At 52.6% G+C, this 17,166-nt stretch carries 13 protein-coding genes; 7 read left to right on the forward strand and 6 right to left on the reverse strand.

Features of this window, described 5'->3' with window-relative positions; all coding sequences use genetic code 11:
• Nucleotides 1-145 precede the first annotated feature (145 nt).
• Nucleotides 146-1,150 carry a class 1 fructose-bisphosphatase gene (fbp, locus tag ACM5QY_RS02185; RefSeq protein ID WP_104923509.1) on the forward strand — a complete coding sequence of 335 codons (1,005 nt, stop codon included), beginning with the start codon at nucleotides 146-148 and terminating at the stop codon, nucleotides 1,148-1,150.
• Between the two features lie 123 nt (nucleotides 1,151-1,273).
• Here fbp and ACM5QY_RS02190 read toward each other — a convergent pair whose 3' ends face one another.
• Nucleotides 1,274-2,845, reverse strand: coding sequence for a methyl-accepting chemotaxis protein (locus tag ACM5QY_RS02190; RefSeq protein WP_416119045.1), 1,572 nt, complete (start codon nucleotides 2,843-2,845; stop codon nucleotides 1,274-1,276).
• A 317-nt stretch (nucleotides 2,846-3,162) separates the two neighbouring features.
• Between ACM5QY_RS02190 and ppa the strand changes: the two genes are divergently transcribed.
• Nucleotides 3,163-3,693 carry an inorganic diphosphatase gene (gene ppa, locus ACM5QY_RS02195; protein WP_416119046.1) on the forward strand — a complete coding sequence of 177 codons (531 nt, stop codon included), beginning with the start codon at nucleotides 3,163-3,165 and terminating at the stop codon, nucleotides 3,691-3,693.
• Between the two features lie 98 nt (nucleotides 3,694-3,791).
• On the opposite strand, the gene ACM5QY_RS02200 is transcribed toward ppa, so the two are convergent.
• The 3 genes from ACM5QY_RS02200 to tamA are packed head-to-tail and all read right to left on the reverse strand — an operon-like array spanning nucleotide 3,792 to nucleotide 9,725.
• Complete coding sequence (locus tag ACM5QY_RS02200) at nucleotides 3,792-4,145, reverse strand: gamma-glutamylcyclotransferase family protein (RefSeq protein ID WP_416119047.1); 354 nt, start codon at nucleotides 4,143-4,145, stop codon at nucleotides 3,792-3,794.
• 31 nt (nucleotides 4,146-4,176) lie between these two features.
• Entirely contained in the window at nucleotides 4,177-7,992 is a 3,816-nt protein-coding gene (tamB, locus tag ACM5QY_RS02205; RefSeq protein WP_416119048.1) for an autotransporter assembly complex protein TamB, read from the reverse strand.
• Entirely contained in the window at nucleotides 7,989-9,725 is a 1,737-nt protein-coding gene (gene tamA, locus ACM5QY_RS02210) for an autotransporter assembly complex protein TamA (RefSeq protein ID WP_416119049.1), read from the reverse strand. Before tamA ends, tamB begins: the two co-directional genes overlap by 4 nt.
• Before the next feature lie 269 nt (nucleotides 9,726-9,994).
• On the opposite strand from tamA, the gene msrA reads away from it, so the two are divergent.
• Nucleotides 9,995-10,633, forward strand: coding sequence for a peptide-methionine (S)-S-oxide reductase MsrA (msrA, locus tag ACM5QY_RS02215; RefSeq protein WP_416119050.1), 639 nt, complete (start codon nucleotides 9,995-9,997; stop codon nucleotides 10,631-10,633).
• A gap of 228 nt (nucleotides 10,634-10,861) precedes the next feature.
• Nucleotides 10,862-12,211, forward strand: coding sequence for a polyamine export protein PaeA (gene paeA / locus ACM5QY_RS02220; protein WP_416119051.1), 1,350 nt, complete (start codon nucleotides 10,862-10,864; stop codon nucleotides 12,209-12,211).
• Nucleotides 12,212-12,316: 105 nt separating this feature from the next.
• Here paeA and ACM5QY_RS02225 read toward each other — a convergent pair whose 3' ends face one another.
• Nucleotides 12,317-12,523, reverse strand: a complete 207-nt coding sequence (locus tag ACM5QY_RS02225) for a DUF1107 domain-containing protein (protein ID WP_013573785.1) — start codon at nucleotides 12,521-12,523, stop codon at nucleotides 12,317-12,319.
• 311 nt (nucleotides 12,524-12,834) lie between these two features.
• Here ACM5QY_RS02225 and ACM5QY_RS02230 point away from each other — a divergent pair, with 311 nt between their 5' ends.
• A complete protein-coding gene (locus ACM5QY_RS02230; RefSeq protein ID WP_416119052.1) occupies nucleotides 12,835-13,392 on the forward strand; it encodes a YtfJ family protein in 558 nt (185 codons plus the stop codon).
• Between the two features lie 36 nt (nucleotides 13,393-13,428).
• Here ACM5QY_RS02230 and cysQ read toward each other — a convergent pair whose 3' ends face one another.
• Nucleotides 13,429-14,175 (reverse strand): 3'(2'),5'-bisphosphate nucleotidase CysQ, encoded by a 747-nt coding sequence (cysQ, locus tag ACM5QY_RS02235; RefSeq protein ID WP_416119053.1) that lies wholly within the window; start codon nucleotides 14,173-14,175, stop codon nucleotides 13,429-13,431.
• A 223-nt stretch (nucleotides 14,176-14,398) separates the two neighbouring features.
• On the opposite strand from cysQ, the gene ACM5QY_RS02240 reads away from it, so the two are divergent.
• Together ACM5QY_RS02240 and ytfE are read left to right on the forward strand one after the other, a co-directional pair.
• Nucleotides 14,399-16,348, forward strand: coding sequence for a bifunctional 2',3'-cyclic-nucleotide 2'-phosphodiesterase/3'-nucleotidase (locus ACM5QY_RS02240; protein ID WP_416119054.1), 1,950 nt, complete (start codon nucleotides 14,399-14,401; stop codon nucleotides 16,346-16,348).
• Between the two features lie 123 nt (nucleotides 16,349-16,471).
• A complete protein-coding gene (gene ytfE / locus ACM5QY_RS02245) occupies nucleotides 16,472-17,137 on the forward strand; it encodes an iron-sulfur cluster repair protein YtfE (protein ID WP_416119055.1) in 666 nt (221 codons plus the stop codon).
• Nucleotides 17,138-17,166 lie beyond the last annotated feature (29 nt).

A 17,166-nucleotide genomic window follows, 5' to 3' on the forward strand; every position in this document is an offset into this window, starting at 1 on the left:
AGTCAGCCGCTATTCTACCGCTCAGAATCACCCAGAAGAAATGGATTTGCCTATGATTCGTCCATATATTTGGGCTAAACTGCCCATGCTCTTGTGAAGGTTTTATTAACGAACCGTTATCCATCCTAGATTCAGGGAACGTGTTATGAAAACGTTAGGCGAATTTATTGTTGAAAAACAGCAAGACTTTCCTCATGCAACCGGTGAGCTCACCGCCTTGCTGTCAGCAATAAAACTCGGCGCTAAAATCATTCACCGCGATATCAATAAAGCGGGTCTGGTTGACATTCTCGGCACCAGCGGTGTGGAAAATGTGCAGGGTGAAGTGCAGATGAAACTCGATCTGTACGCGAATGAAAAATTGAAAGCGGCGATGAAAGCGCGGGGGGAAATTGCCGGTATCGCGTCTGAAGAAGAAGATGAGATTGTCATTTTCGATGGCGAACGCGCTGAAAATGCAAAATACGTGATTTTGATGGATCCGCTGGACGGCTCTTCAAACATCGACGTTAACGTGTCAGTCGGGACAATCTTCTCGATTTACCGCCGGACATCTCCGCTCGGGCAGCCCGTGACGGAAGCAGACTTCCTGCAACCGGGGAACCGTCAGGTTGCCGCAGGTTACGTGGTCTACGGTTCTTCCACCATGCTGGTTTACACCACCGGCGCAGGCGTTCATGCCTTTACTTACGATCCTTCACTCGGTGTCTTCTGCCTCTCTCACGAAAAAGTCCGTTTCCCTGCAAAGGGCAACATGTACTCTATCAATGAAGGCAACTACATCAAATTCCCTCTCGGCGTTAAAAAATACATCAAGTATTGCCAGGAGCAGGATGAAGCGACGCAACGCCCTTATACCTCACGTTACATCGGTTCACTGGTTGCAGATTTCCACCGTAACCTGCTGAAAGGCGGCATTTATATTTACCCAAGCACGGCCAGTCATCCGACCGGAAAACTGCGTTTGCTGTATGAATGCAACCCGATGGCGTTCCTGGCTGAACAGGCTGGCGGTAAAGCCAGTGACGGCAAAAACCGCATTCTGGATATCATTCCGCAAAAACTGCACGAACGCGCACCGTTCTTCGTCGGTAACAGCTCAATGGTTGAAGATGCAGAACGCTTTATCGCCCAATTCCCTGATGAATAAATCAGTACCCGACACAAAAATCATCAAAGAATGAACGTGATACCTCTGTAACTTAGCGTTTCTCAAAGGCAAAAAGGTGGCTTTTTATGGCCACCTTTTTTATTACTCTCAGACTCAACGTATTTAGTAATGCTCAGTACGGTTCAGCTTAAACACCGCCATGCTTTCCGCCAGCAATTGCGCCTGCTCTTCCAGAGAGCGTGTCGCCGCAGTGGCCTGTTCGACCAGCGCCGCATTCTGCTGTGCAACCTGATCCATCTGCGTAATCGCCACGTTAACCTGCTCGATGCCGTGCGTCTGCTCAGTCGTCGCGATAGAAATCTCGCGCATCAGGCTGGTGACACGCATCACTTCGCTGGAAATCTCGACCATCGTTTCCGCCGCTGATTTCACCATCGCCGAACCTTCCGAAACACGGTTATCTGAATCACCGATCAGCTCTTTGATCTCACGGGCTGATTGCGCACTGCGCTGCGCCAGGCTGCGAACTTCACCGGCAACAACGGCAAAACCACGCCCCTGCTCACCGGCGCGGGCGGCTTCTACTGCGGCGTTCAGCGCCAGAATATTGGTCTGGAACGCAATGCCGTCAATGACACTGATGATGTCGCCGATACGCTTCGAACTGTCAGTGATGCCCTGCATTTTATCCATCACCTGATGAACAACTTCGCTGCCTTTGTCCGCAATCACAGATACGCTTTGCGCCAGTTGGTTGGCCTGTTCGGAGTTCGCCGCGTTCATGCGTACCGTTGACGTCAGCTGTTCCATACTGGCGGCGGTTTCTTCAAGAGAAGCGGCGGATTCTTCCGTGCGCTGCGCCAGATGGACGTTACCGGCGGCCAGTTCGCGTGAACCGACGTCAATCTGATTCCCGGCATCGCGGACGCGCCCGACTGAAAGCACCAGCGAGTCCTGCATTTGTTTCATGGCCTTCAGCAGGCGCCCCATTTCATTATTGCGTGAGTCATCAATTTCATGGGTCAGATCGCCCTTCGCGATGTGTTCCAGCTGCGCAATCGAGAAATTAAGCGGATGCATAATAATTTTTTGCAGGGCAAACCAGGCGATCAGCGCGATAGCCAAAGCGACAAGGAAACCGACCACAATCACTGTCACCTGGATATGGGCATTGGTGCGCGCCTGTTCGATTCTCTGGCGGGTGTTATCCGTTGCGTATGCTCGGAAATCTGTCAGCGCTTTGTCGTAGGCATTGCTGTAAGGCGTGATCTTGTTTTCCAGCACGTCGTAATAACCGTCGGCACTTTGCGCCTGAAGAGCCGCCAGGAGCGGTACCAGACCATGAGTTTTGTACGCATCGTAGGTTTTTTTCACTGCATCCGATAAATCCCTTCCGCGCTGCGTGTCATCCAGAATGTTGACGAATTTTGTCATGTCCGTGTCTGCCTGTTTGATATACCCGGCAATCCGGTCGGTGGTGGATTTAGCGTCATCCATCATGCCGATTTCGAGCTGACGCACGGCAACGCCGCTGGCAACACGGGTCCGCAGTGAGAAACTGTAATTGTCCGCCAGCGACCCCAGTTCGTCCCCCTGAAGTTGGTTAATTTTCTGTAATGAAGTCGCACTTTGCCGGATGGCATTGGCGCCAAGGACACTCACCAGCAACAAAATCAACGTCATCACGACCAGTAAGCCAATCAGACCGGCTTTTACGCTCAACTTATTCAACATACGGTGTTATCCAGCTATTCAGGTGAAAAGGAGAAACTGCGAATGAAGTAGGGGTCAGGTTTGCCTGACTTTTTTGTATGAATATTGTTATCGGCAATCCACTGAATCTCTTGATAAGAAAAGCAAAAACAGGCAGTTACACGGCAAAGAGGCGCATGCGTAAACTTTACTGCCGATTCTGAAGATTTTGCCGATCTTCAACAGCAGGTCATGCCGGAAAATAGGCGAAGGCGATAAGACGAAAAGGGCGGGAAATCACGGGAGAGTTGGCTATAATGTTCGGCACTCTATTCCTGGTTCAATAAAGGAAACCAACAATGAGCTTACTGAACGTGCCGGCAGGCAAAGATCTGCCAGAAGATATCTACGTAGTTATCGAAATTCCGGCAAACGCGGACCCTATCAAATACGAAGTTGATAAAGACACCGGCGCACTGTTCGTAGACCGTTTCATGTCTACCGCAATGTTCTACCCTGCGAACTACGGTTACATCAACCACACGCTGTCTCTGGACGGTGACCCGGTTGACGTACTGGTTCCCACGCCATACCCGCTGCAACCAGGTTCTGTGATCCGCTGCCGTCCGGTTGGCGTTCTGAAAATGACTGACGAATCGGGTGAAGATGCGAAAGTTGTTGCGGTTCCGCACACCAAGCTGAGCAAAGAATACGATCACATCAAAGATGTGAACGACCTGCCAGAACTGCTGCGTGGCCAGATCACTCACTTCTTCGAGCAATACAAAGCGCTGGAAAAAGGCAAATGGGTGAAAGTTGAAGGTTGGGCTGATGCCGCTGCTGCAAAAGCTGAAATCGTGAGCTCCTTCGAGCGCGCTAAAAACAAGTAATTGTTTTCTGCGACACGAAAAAAAACACCGTCCATTGGACGGTGTTTTTTTTATACTTCGTTGTAAATTAACAACTATTTCTGACGACCTTGCTCAGATTACTCGCTGACCGGTTCGTTACGCTTCACCCAATCGCCACCCTCAATTCTCGGCACACCATCCAGTGAGCGAATGTAGAGGTAAATCCAGGCACTGCCGTAAGGCGTCGAAATCAGCTCGCGACGATAATCTTTCGTATTACTTTTCAGCTCATCCAACTCAGCCATGATTGACGAGTTAATGCGGTAAACTTCGCAATAGACTTTTCCCTCCCCTGGAATAACAGCCGGATAGTGCCCCAGATTATAAAGCGCATACCCTTCCAGCTCATGGTCACCCAACCATTGAGCATTCGTCATCCAATGACTGTTGCCTTGCTTGCGTCGCAGACTACCGTAAACAATTATTCGCATGTTTATATTCGTATAGTAAAAGTCACATGAGTTAAAACTCAAACTGATAGAGCAAATCCAATGCCTGATCGATGCCCGATACAGCCTGCAGATAAAGCTTCGGCATCAACCGATAGCGCAATGTCAGGGTTGCCAGCGAGTCGAATATCCCGACACCATATTTCACCTGTAAACCCGGTAAAACATAGCCACTGACCACGACCTGAGAACTGTCTCCCACGCCCTGAGTATCCAGCGCCAGATTGCTGACACCAAACGCCTCGCCGATTTTACCCACAAGTTTACCACTTTGCGCAACCCCTAACCCGATAAGAGCTGAGGTCATTGCGCCACTGTCGCCGCCGGAATTGTCTAATCCTTGCCCGCGAAGCAGGTAGGACAAGGCTTCCTGCTGCGACATCGCCGGATCTGAGAATATTTCAAGTTTAGGTGCATCGGCCTCGCCGGTCACGCGTAAACCAGCAACAACGTCATTTTCTGTCGCATCCGGGTTACGGATAGCTTCCAGATTAAGCAAAGGCTGATCCGCCGGACCGGAGAATAAAAGCTGCCCTTTGCGCACTATTAAATCCTGACCGTACGCATGGAAACGCCCGGACGGAATATTAATTTGCCCGTTCAGACCCAACCCGTGGCTGTCCTGTGCCACCTTCAGCGCACCTTCAAGACGGGCTTTCAGGCCAAACGCATCAAGGCGCACGTCCGGGCCGATATTCACCATCAGATTACTGTTGATAGGAATCGAAGCCGAAGCCGGGGCGATCGGCTGACGCTGGTCGTTAAGCATCACTTCATCCGACGAAACGCCCACGGCGCTTTCCGGTAATTCCTGAACGGTAATGCGTGCCCACGGAATATCGACGGTGCCGTTGAGGGAGAATAATTGCGGCGTGGCGTCAAACACCAGATCCGGCGACACATCCAGCCGCACCATTGGCGGCACGGAAACGCGGACTTTATTTCCGCGCGCGGCAATACGGGCGCGCCACGCGTTGATTTCGCTCCAGTCGGCGTTACCGTTCAGTTCCAGCTGGCCCTGAGCAGTTTTGATGACGCCTTCCATAATCGACGACATGCCATTGAAGTTGATGCTGATATTGGCATCCTTGATATCAAACGGCATAAATTGCCCGTCGAAATCCACGCCGGTCAGCGCCATTTTGCCGAAGACCTGCGGTTTCTGCGCATCGCCGCCCAGCCGCAGATTCGCATTCAGGATACCTGAGGCTTTCTCGCCATCCATCAGCGCGGGTTGCAGCAGCGCCATGGAAATACGCGTGATATTCACGTTACCGCTGAGATTGCGTTTCCCCTGCGGATCGGCAATCTGGATGTTACCGTCAAGCTGCCCGTTGTGGGTAATTTTGATCAGCCAGTCGAGACTGGCACGGCCATTGTTCAGCCCGGCATTCAGGTTCAGCGTATCGAACGCCACTGGCAGCGGATTACCCTGCACCAGTTGCTGCACTTTCACGCCCTTGCCCACCAGCGAAACACTCGCCTGCGGCAAACCGCCTTCCGCTTTCCAGCTTACGTCGGCTTTGCCGCTGAACGTCCCGCTCAGTTGCGTATCATCGGTGAGGAAAGGTTTGATCATTGCCAGATCAAAGCGGTTCAGCACCACACTGGCCTGCCCGCTGGCACCGGCATCAATGGTTTTCGGCACGCATAGATCCGCGTTCGGGTTCTGCCAGCAGTGCGGCCCGACGGTGATCCGCTGCTCTTTATTGAAATAATCCAGCGCGATAGAACGGTTCAGACGCCATTGCCCGACCGGCGTATCAAACGACGTATTGTTGATATTGCCTTTCCATTCTTCGGTTGCGCGGTCAAAGCTGCCGGTCAGCGCCAGACGCCCGGAGACTGGTTTGCCCTCCACTTTCAGCGTCAGCTGATGCTGCTTTTCGTTGCCTTTGGCGTCCAGATTAATATCCGAAATATCCAGCGCATCCTGTTTAAGCTGCTGGACGCGCACGGCGAGATTGCCCTGAATCTGATCGGTGGAACTGACGTCGCCCTTCACATCCACGCGACGCACCGTCAGCGCCTGCCATTTCAGGCCGGTGGCAGTCAGATCGGCCAGCAGCTTCGGTGCTTTCAGGTCGCCGCGCAGTTGCAGCATCCCTTTCGCCACACCGCCCAGCCCCGGCAATGCGCCGTCCAAATGCGGGGCATCCACTTTGGCGTCCAGATTCCAGGTGTCGCTGAGCTTGCCTTTCACATCCAGATTATTGCGCCCCAGTTCAAGATGCAGTTGCGGAATATCCCACTGTCCGTAGCTGTTTCCGCGCACGTTGCCCTGCGCCCTGACGGCGTTTTGTTTGACGTTACCGGTCAGATCCAGCACCGGAACCTGCATCTGCCATGTGCCGCCGTACAGGCTGCCGCGCGTGGTAATTTTACCCTGCAACTTCGCAGGCCAGTCCGGCCACTGTCTGGCGGTGTTAATCCCCGTCAGTTTCAGTTCGCTGTTCCAGCTTATTGCTTTGCTCCAGTCGACCACGCCGGTCAGATCCGTATTCCCTTCGAGCGCAGCCAGACGCAGCAACGTGAGTTTGAATTGCTCCACGTTCCCTTTACCGTCGACGGTCAGCGTGGCGGGTGGGATCTGTTCGCCTTTGAAATCAGAACGCAGCGAAAGCGCATAATCCGTCGCCTTACCGCTGAAATTCAGTTTAAAACCTTTCACCTGATACTGCGGTGTGCCGGTCAGCGGCCACTGCAATGCATCGCTGCTGAGTTTCAAATCCAGCGGCAGTCCGGCTTCCGCCAGCTGAGTCTGCAACGCCAGCTGAGCACGCACCGGGCCGGAAAGGTTGAGCCCCACATCGAGCTTATCGCGCAGACCCCCGGCGATTTTGAGTTTGATTTTCTCGCCTTTAAGCGGTTCGAGATTGACGGCGGTGTTGACCGTCATGTCCACCGGCCAGTTTTGATTCAGCGTCGCCTGCCCGATACCGTCCAGCGAACCTTGCGGCGAACGCACCTGCAACTTATCGAGCTTAACGATTTGATTTTGCGTACTGGCTTTCAGTTCGAAACGGGTGATAAGCACATCGGTGTCACCGGTCAGACGCAGGTTTTCACCGAGAATTTGCTGAATATCCAGATCTACCGGCAGACGGAAATCCGGTAATTCAGGCAACAGCGGTTTGGCGAACATTTCCTGTAAGGTTTCACCGAGTGGCTTTTCAGGTACGACAACGGCCGGTTCAGCCGGTTTTCCGGTGGCTTTTTCGACCGCTTTGTCCTGCGCCGCCTGCACGACTTCCGGCAACGGATTCACCGGCGTTTTTGGCAAGGCAATCAGCAGTCCGCCGATATGGGTTGGCATCAGCTGAATCGCCCGCCCTTCCCAGTGTGCGCCGGTGCGGAATGACGCCAGAGAAATCGCCCGGTCATCGAGCGTTACGTTGATATTATCGAGCGTCAGCACACGCAGCGTAATCGGGTACGGCGTGCTGAGATTGGTCAGCGGTTCATTGTTTTCGGGCTGCGGCTGTTCAGCCGCGGGCGTCATGTCTTTGGTGCTCACCACGACATTGACGTCTTTTACGCGGAGCGCGTTGACGCATAACGCGCTGTTTTTCAGGCACGAGAAATCCAGCGAAAGATGGAATTCTCCTGCTTTTACGTCAACGCCCGGCATTTCGTAATGCACACCTTTAAGGGTGAGGTCACGCCATCCGCCTTCGGTGCTGGCGATATTCAGCCCCGGTACAAAACGGTTTGCGCCGTTGATCATCAGATGCAGGCCGGTTTGTGTTCCGACTAAAAACGCCACCAGGCTGATGATCAGCAGCAGGAAGATCAGGAAACCCAGGCAGATTTTCTTAAATAAACTCATAATTCCGGACCCAAACCGATGTAGAACTGCAATCCATGCTCATCTTTGTCGCCAACGGGGGCGGCAACGTCTAATTTCACCGGACCGATCGGTGAAGCCCAACGCACACCTACACCCGCGCCGGTTTTGAAATCGTTTTGCGTGATGTCGTTCACCGCTTCACCGGAATCGACAAACACCGCGCCCCACCATTTTCCGGTCACGTTGTACTGATATTCCACCGAACCGGTGCCCAGATAGGATGCGCCGGTCAGCTTGCCGTCATCGTCGCGCGGGGAAATGGATTTGTATTTGTAGCCACGAATGCTGCGGTCACCACCGGCGAAGAATCGCAGGGAAGGCGGCACGCGCTCGAAGTCATTGGTTTCAATCCAGCCCAGATTGCCACGGAAAACAAATCGATGTTTTTCCGCCAGCGTGCGGATCCAAACGTTCTGCGCCTGAACAACGGCGAAATCGACATCAGAGCCCCAGGTGGTATCGGAGACATCCAGAGAGTAGCGTTGGGAATCGCCCCAGGTGGGCATCAGGCCGCCGCGCTGGCGCGTGCGGTTCAGGCTAACCCCCGGATAAATCAGCATCGTCGTGTTAGTGACGCTACCTTGCGTAAAGTGATCGAGGCTCCAGCGCAGGTTAACCGCATGCTGCCAGCCGCTGGACAGATCCCAGTAACGGGCCAGATTCACCGTGGTGGAATCGGAGTTGGTGTCATTTAGGTCTTCGCGTTTGAAGCCGCCCTGCACCAGATAATATTGTTCGAGCGGAGATTTCAGCAGCGGGATTTTATAGCTGAGATCCAGCGATTGTTCAGGGCCGGAAAGCGTCGTGGACGTTTCAAAGCTCTGACCACGATCGTTAACCCAGGGTTTCTTCCAGTTGGCCGTCAGACGTGGGCCAATGTCAGTCGAATAACCGACACCGGTTTCAATCGTGTTTTCAGTACGCGGCGACACCAGCGCATTCAGCGGCAGCGTTTTTGTGGTTTTGGCATCAGTAAAATCTGGTGACACAACGACCGAGTTAAACCACCCGGTAGCGGACAGGCGGCGGTTAAGCTCAGCCAGTTGCGCAGACGTGTAATAATCGCCCGGCTTAAATGGCACCAGATTTTGCAGATATTCATCGCGGATCTGCGAGCCCTGATAATGAACGTCACCAAAGCGATAGCGGTCACCGCTGTCGAACTGGATATCCCAGAACGCTTTGTGTTCATCTTCTATCACGCCCAGCTGGCTTTTGCGCATGTTGGCATCGAAGTAACCTTTGCGCAGCGCCTCACCCGTCAGAGAACTTTTAAAGCTGTCGTAAGTGCCGTGATTGAGAATGGTGCCAATCGCAGGAACCTGCGCCTTCTTCAGCTTCTCAAACTCATCATCTTTGGCCGCCTGGCCTTCAATAACGACATTCGTACCGGCAATTTTGACCGGCGTGCCCGGCGTCACTTTGGCAATCAATACCGGGCGTCCCGGCGGAGGGGTTTCGCGGTAATCGAAATCGATGGTTGGCGAATAATAGCCTAATGGCCGCAAACCCTGCTCAATGGCGGCGCTGACACGCGCGCGAAACCGTCCATTAGCGCCCACTTCATCACTTTGAATTGAAGATAAGCGAACGCGAACGTTCCTTTCCAAATCGCCATCCAGGCCTTCCAGTTGCAAACGCACTTTCGCTGCCATGGAGAGTGAGGGGGCCAGCAGCACACATAACAAACCCAGTTCACGATATCGTGGCACACGCACTCCTGCTGATTTTTGCTTTCCTGTTAAAAAATTCGTTACCCATCGGGGTAGTTCTGCTCGTTTCTGGCAGATTCATCTTTCCAAAGTCAGATGACAGCAGTTTAGTGCTAATCCTCTGAAAATGTTCAACGACGAAGCAACGTTCCCCGTATTGTGTGCAAAGACGCAATCAGATACAACTAAGAGTGGCCTGTTAGTCACTGTTATTCACTCAGAACGTTTGTTACAAACCTTGTTCATTAAAGCAACAGTTGGAGTTTCCCGTGGTGCAACTTTCCGATAAAACGCAGCCTGTCCGTCATGACGATGCCTTACCTGGCCGTACAACCCCGATGCCGGTTGCAACGACGCATGCAGTCAACGGCCATTCCATGACGCATGTTCCTGACAATATGGACGTCGCTATCCTTGGGATGGGCTGCTTCTGGGGCGTTGAGCGTTTATTCTGGCAGCAGGAAGGGGTTTACAGCACCGCCTCCGGTTACAGCGGCGGTTTCACACCGAACCCGACTTACCGCGAAGTGTGTACCGGCCAGACCGGCCACGCAGAAGTCGTCCGCGTGGTGTTTGATCCGGCCGTCATCAGCTATGCGAAATTGCTGCAAATTTTCTGGGAGAATCACGATCCGGCTCAGGGAATGCGTCAGGGCGGCGATATCGGTACACAATATCGCTCTGCATTATACGTCCTGAGCGCAGACCAACAGGATCTGGCGCTGGCCAGCCTGGCAAGTTTCCAGCAGGCAATGGATGAGGCGAACGATAAGCGCGCCATCACCACGGAAATTACCGAAGCCCTGCCGTTTTATTATGCAGAAGACGATCATCAGCAATATCTGTATAAAAACCCGGAAGGCTATTGCGGATTAGGCGGTATCGGGGTCTGTTCACCGCCGCAATAATGCGGGATTTTTAAGCGCTGGCGGCAGTCTCAGTGCTGCTGCTATACTATGCGGGTCACAAATGTGGCCCTTTAAAACTATTTCTGGCAATTATCTTTGTTTTTCATCCTTACGCTTTTTTCTTATGGACTGCTTTTTATGGCTTCATTTAAAAAGATGTTCTTTTAAGCAACAAAAATAATGAGAGCCTTTCCCTGCCGGTTCACTCCGGTGTTAAACGGATAGATTATGTTAAACAGTATTTTACTGATTCTTTTACTCATCGCGATCAGTGCATTCTTCTCGCTGTCAGAGATATCGCTGGCGGCTTCCCGCAAAATCAAACTTAAACAGTTGGCAGACGAAGGAGACGTCAATGCCGCACGCGTAATGAAATTACAGGAAACTCCAGGCCTGTTCTTTACGGTGGTTCAGATCGGCCTGAATGCCGTCGCCATCCTCGGTGGTATCGTCGGCGATGCCGCGTTCTCCCCCGCATTCCAGTCATTCTTTGTTCGCTTCATGTCGCCAGAACTGGCGGATCAAATCAGTTTCATCTGCTCATTCGCACTGGTCACCAGCCTGTTTATTCTGTTTGCTGACCTGACGCCGAAGCGCATCGGTATGATTTCACCTGAGTCGGTTGCCGTCCGTATAGTCAACCCGATGCGTTTCTGTCTGATGATTTGCCGCCCGATGGTCTGGTTCTTTAACGGCATGGCAAACATGATTTTCCGTCTGTTCAAGCTGCCGATGGTGCGTAATGACGACATTACCACCGACGACATTTATGCCGTGTTTGAGGCCGGCGCGCTGGCTGGCGTGCTGCGTAAACAGGAACATGAGCTGATTGAAAACGTGTTTGAGCTTGAATCACGCACCGTTCCTTCTTCAATGACTTCGCGTGAAAGCGTGATCTATTTTGACCTGCGCGAAAGCGAAGAAAGCATTAAAGAGAAAATCGCCACGCACCCGCATTCCAAGTTCCTGGTCTGCGATGGTCATATCGATCAGGTCGTCGGCTACGTCGATTCCAAAGATTTACTGAACCGTGTGCTGGGCAATCAGAGCCTGATGCTGAGCAGCGGTGTGCAAATCCGTAATGCGCTGATTGTGCCGGATACCCTGACGCTTTCCGAAGCGCTGGAAAGCTTCAAAGCGGCGGGCGAAGATTTCGCGGTGATCCTCAATGAATACGCGCTGGTGGTGGGTATTATCACCCTCAATGACGTGATGACGACGCTGATGGGCGACCTTGTCGGTCAGGGCATGGAAGAACAGATTGTGGCCCGTGACGAGCATTCATGGCTGATTGAAGGCGGTACGCCAATTGAAGACGTCATGCGCGTGCTGCATATCGAAGAATTCCCGCAGTCCGGCAACTATGAAACCATCGGCGGCTTCATGATGTTCATGCTGCGTAAAATTCCAAAGCGTACGGATTTTGTGAAATTCGCCGGTTATAAATTCGAAGTCGTGGATATCGACAGCTACAAAATCGATCAACTGCTGGTAACCCGGATTATCGATCAGCCTGCTGCGCCGCTGCTGCCAAAAACGCCGCAGGAGATTAAAGACGAGAAGAAAGCACAGGCATAAGCCCCTCTGCCCTTCGTTCTCCGAAAAGACAAACGGCCCCAAAAGGGGCCGTTACTGTTTGCGCAAGCTGCGCGCACAAGGCGGCAGCGACGACGCGCAGGGCTGTCAGCCCATTTCCGCCTGCAGGTGTGTCACCTGGCGGTTAACTTCAGACATCACGCTGAAATGGCGCTTATCACGAACCTTTGGCAACAGGATCTTGCCTTGGTCAAACTCAAAAGCGCCGACGTCTTTAATATACAAACGCCCACGGAACAGTGTCTTGACGTACTTTGCGACTTTCATCGGATTGTAACGCTGGAAGATTCTCATTTTTCTACTTTTCTCCGTTAAATCACTGCATGCACCAGCCACGTCGCAAGGCGACAGATACTGGAGCAGAAAAAGGTCGATTGCAGTGAAGAGACCTATAACATAGCAGCGCAGTCAGGTATTGCCAGTATATTTAACTGCTTTTACATTGCTTTTCAGTATTGTCTTAAGCCTTGACGTTAAATAGCAGTATAACCCTGCTTTATGTCGCAATTTTGTAACGCGCAACACAATTTTAACAACCCAACAGGACAGACCACTTGGGCGATCCTATGATGGAGTGGACTGTTCTTTTGCGCCCTGGAGAATCTATGCTTTTAAGAAGTCTTTTTATTATCACTTTTATGACATTTTCACTTTTTGCATCCGCCCATAACTTCACGGTCGGGCAACGCGTTGCAGCCGTCGGCGTAGACGATAAAGGCGAGCTCAACGACGTCAACGATCAGTTCAGCTACAGCAAATGGAACAGCGCGAAACTACCAGGCAAAGTCCGCATCGTGCAGCACATGGCGGGCAGAAGCAGCGCCAAGGCGTTGAACGAGCCGCTGATCACCTCCATCCGCGCCGCAAACTTGCCGCACGACCGCTACCAGACCACCACCATCGTTAACACTGACGACGCGATCATCGGCACAGGCATGTTCGTGCGTAAAAGCATTGAAAGTGGCAAACGTGAATTCCCGTGGTCGCAGGTAATTGTCGACAGTAGCGGTGTGGTGAAAAAAGCATGGGAACTGCAACCGGAAAGTTCGGCGGTCATCGTGCTGGATAAAAATGGCGTGATTAAGTTTGCCAAAGACGGCGAACTGACGTCGCAGGAAGTGCAGCAGGTGATTACGCTGGTGGATCAGCTGGTGAAAGAGTAATGAAGAAAACCCCGGCGTGAAACCGGGGTTTTAGTATCAGAAGAGAGAAACCCGGAAGCCCGGATTCAGGAAAGACTCGCGCGGTGTATACGTCAGCGTCTGCCCTTTCCAGTCATGCACCTGCGCACCGGCGGCCAGCGCCACAGCGTGTCCGGCACCGGTATCCCAGATATTGGTCGGCCCGAAGCGCGGATAAAGCTGCGCAGAACCTTCGGCCACCAGACAGAATTTCAGCGATGAGCCGATGGCGACGGTCTGATGTTCACCCAGTTGTGCCAGATAATCCTGCAATTCCGGGTCATTGCTGAAATGTGACCGGCTGACGACCACCAGCGGCGGATGCGCATCAAGCACCTGAATCTGCTGACGCCCGCCCTGATCTTCTTTCCACGCCTTACCTTCTGCCGCGCTGTACATCACCTGGGTCACCGGCACATACACCACGCCCAGCACCGGAACACCGTCTTCGATCAGCGCGATATTGACGGTAAATTCGCCGTTACGCTTCAGGAATTCTTTGGTGCCGTCCAGCGGATCGACCAGCCAGTAACGCGTCCATGTCTGACGTTCGCTCCAGTTTTGCGGATCTTCTTCGGACAACATCGGCGTTTGCGGATCCAGCTTTTGCAGACCGGCCTTAATCACGTTATGCGCCGCAATGTCGGCCGCCGTGACGGGTGAATCGTCTTTTTTATGACGCGCATCGAGCGGCTGCTCGCCGTCATAGACCGCCATAATGGCGTCGCCCGCCTCGCGCGCTAACTGACAAATTTGCTCTAACATCGTTTACCTCAATGCTTTGATTCTCATTTCTCAAGCCTAGTTTTTTTTACCGCGAATAGCCATCCCGTAATGTTATCAGGCCAGCGTATTGACGGTTTAAACGCTTCATAAAGTTGTTACAACTCACATTTACTTATGACAACTGATTACATTCTCAGCAAATTTTGAGATATATATCCGGTTTTTCTTTTCCGGGCGTCGCCCGTTCTCTGGAGGCAAGGCAATGAACAAGCGTCATCTGACGTTATCCCTGTTGGCTACGCTGGTCGCAACATCTGCGGGTGCGGCACAGGTGGATCTGCGCATCATGGAAACCACGGACCTGCACAGCAACATGATGGACTTCGATTACTACAAAGATAAACCGACGGACAAATTTGGTCTGGTGCGTACCGCCAGCCTGATCCACGCCGCGCGAAACGAAGTAACGAACTCTGTGTTAGTCGATAACGGCGACATCATTCAGGGCAGCCCGCTGGGCGACTACATGGCAGCAAAAGGGCTGAAACAGGGCGATGTTCATCCCGTTTATCTGGCCATGAACACGCTGGATTACGCGGTCGGCAACCTGGGGAATCACGAGTTCAACTACGGTCTGGATTACCTGAAAAAAGCGCTGGCCGGGGCGAAATTTCCTTACGTGAACGCCAACGTCATTGACGACAAAACCGGTAAGCCGCTGTTCACGCCTTTCCTCATTACCGACAACGCGGTGAAAGATCGCGACGGCAAAACGCATAATCTGCGTATCGGTTATATCGGTTTTGTCCCGCCGCAAATCATGGTCTGGGACAAAGCAAATTTGCAGGGCAAAGTCACCGTCGCGGATATTACCGAGACCGCCAAAAAATGGATCCCGGAGATGCGTAAACAGGGCGCGGACATTATTGTCGCCATCCCTCACTCCGGCCTGTCCGGCGATCCGTACAAAACTCTGGCCGAAAACTCGGTGTATTACCTCAGCCAAGTGAAAGGCATCGACGCCATTATGTTCGGCCACGCGCATGCCGTATTCCCTAGCGAAGAATTTGCCAATATCAAAGGCGCAGATATCAAACAGGGGACGCTCAATGGCATTCCAGCGGTAATGCCGGGCATGTGGGGCGACCATCTGGGCGTGGTCGATATGGTGTTAAACAACGACGGCAACGGCTGGAAAGTCGAAACCGCGAAAGCCGAAGCACGTCCGATTTATGATAAAGCCCAGAAGAAATCGCTCGCCGCCGAAGACCAGGGTCTGGTGAAAGTCCTCGCGTCTTCGCATGATGCAACACGCGAATTTGTCAGCAAGCCCATCGGTAAATCGAACGACAATATGTACAGCTATCTGGCGCTGGTGCAGGACGATCCGACGGTGCAAATCGTCAACAATGCGCAGAAAGCCTATACCGAACACTTCATTCAGGGCGATCCTGATTTAGCCAATCTGCCGGTATTATCCGCTGCCGCACCGTTCAAAGTGGGCGGACGTAAAAACGATCCGGCCAGTTATGTCGAAGTGGAAAAAGGCGAACTGACTTTCCGTAATGCAGCGGATTTGTATCTTTATCCGAATACGCTGGTGGTGATGAAAGTCACCGGGCAGGAAGTGAAAGACTGGCTGGAATGCTCCGCCGGGCAGTTTAATCAGATTGACGTGAACAGCACCAAACCGCAGTCGCTGATTAACTGGGAGGGTTTCCGTACCTACAACTTCGACGTGATCGATGGCGTGAATTATCAGATTGATGTCAGCCAGCCGGCAAAATATGACGGCGAATGTACGGTCATCAACAAAGATGCAGAACGTATTAAAAATCTGACGTTTAACGGTAAGCCTATCGATCTGAAAGCAACGTTCCTGGTCGCCACAAACAATTACCGTGCATACGGCGGAAAATTTGCGGGCACCGGCGATACGCATATTGCCTTCGCGTCACCGGATGAAAACCGTTCTGTGGTTGCCGCATACATCAGCGCAGAAACCAAAAAGCACGGTGCGGTAACGCCAACGGCGGACAATAACTGGAAGCTGGCGACGATTAAAGCGCCGCAGCCGCTGGATATCCGCTTCGAGACGTCACCGGGCGACAAAGCCGCTGCCTTCATAAAATCTCACGCGCAATATCCGATCACCGCCAAAGGCGCGGATGATATTGGCTTTGAGGTTTATCAGGTCGATTTGCAGAAATAGCCCCCCACTCAACGCTCCTCCGGGAGCGTTTTTTCTTTCTGTACTTCCTTTGAGCTATAGCCCTGCCTTAAAGATGCATTTACAATGCATGTTATAAACACCTTCATTTAACGAGGCTTCATCATGGACTATCGCGACCAACCCCTTGGCGCTCTGGCTGTTGCCATTCCGCGCGCAACCCGCCTGTTTCGTCAGTACGATCTGGATTTCTGCTGCGGGGGCAAACAAACCCTGTTGCGCGCCGTAACGAAAAAAGATCTGGATATCGATCTCATCGAACAGCAACTGGCTGAAATTGCGCAGCAACCGAATTCTTCCACCGACTGGAAAACCGCGCCGCTGGCGGAGATCATCGATTTCATTATTCCGCGCTACCACGATCGTCACCGTCAGGAATTGCCTGAGCTGGTGCTGATGGCGGATAAAGTTGAACGCGTTCACGGTGACAAACTGCCCTGCCCGCACGGTCTGGCGGTTCAGCTGCAACTGATCCTCGACGAACTGACCCAGCATATGATGAAAGAAGAACAGATCCTGTTCCCGATGATCCGTGGCGGAATGGGCCGTCAGGCCGCCGGGCCGATTTCAGTGATGGAACGTGAGCATGATGATGCGGGCGATATTCTGGAAGAGATCAAACGGCTGACCAATAACGTGACGCCGCCGGAAGGTGCCTGTGTGACCTGGCGTGCGCTGTATGCCGGGATTAACGAATTCATCACCGACCTGATGGAACATATCCATCTGGAAAATAACTTGCTGTTCCCGCGGGCATTACGCGGCGAGTAATTCCGCTGTCCGCAGCGATTGTCTATAAA

The sequence above is a fragment of the Rahnella sp. PCH160 genome (assembly GCF_047784855.1).
In the GTDB taxonomy this organism is placed as follows: Bacteria; Pseudomonadota; Gammaproteobacteria; order Enterobacterales; family Enterobacteriaceae; genus Rahnella.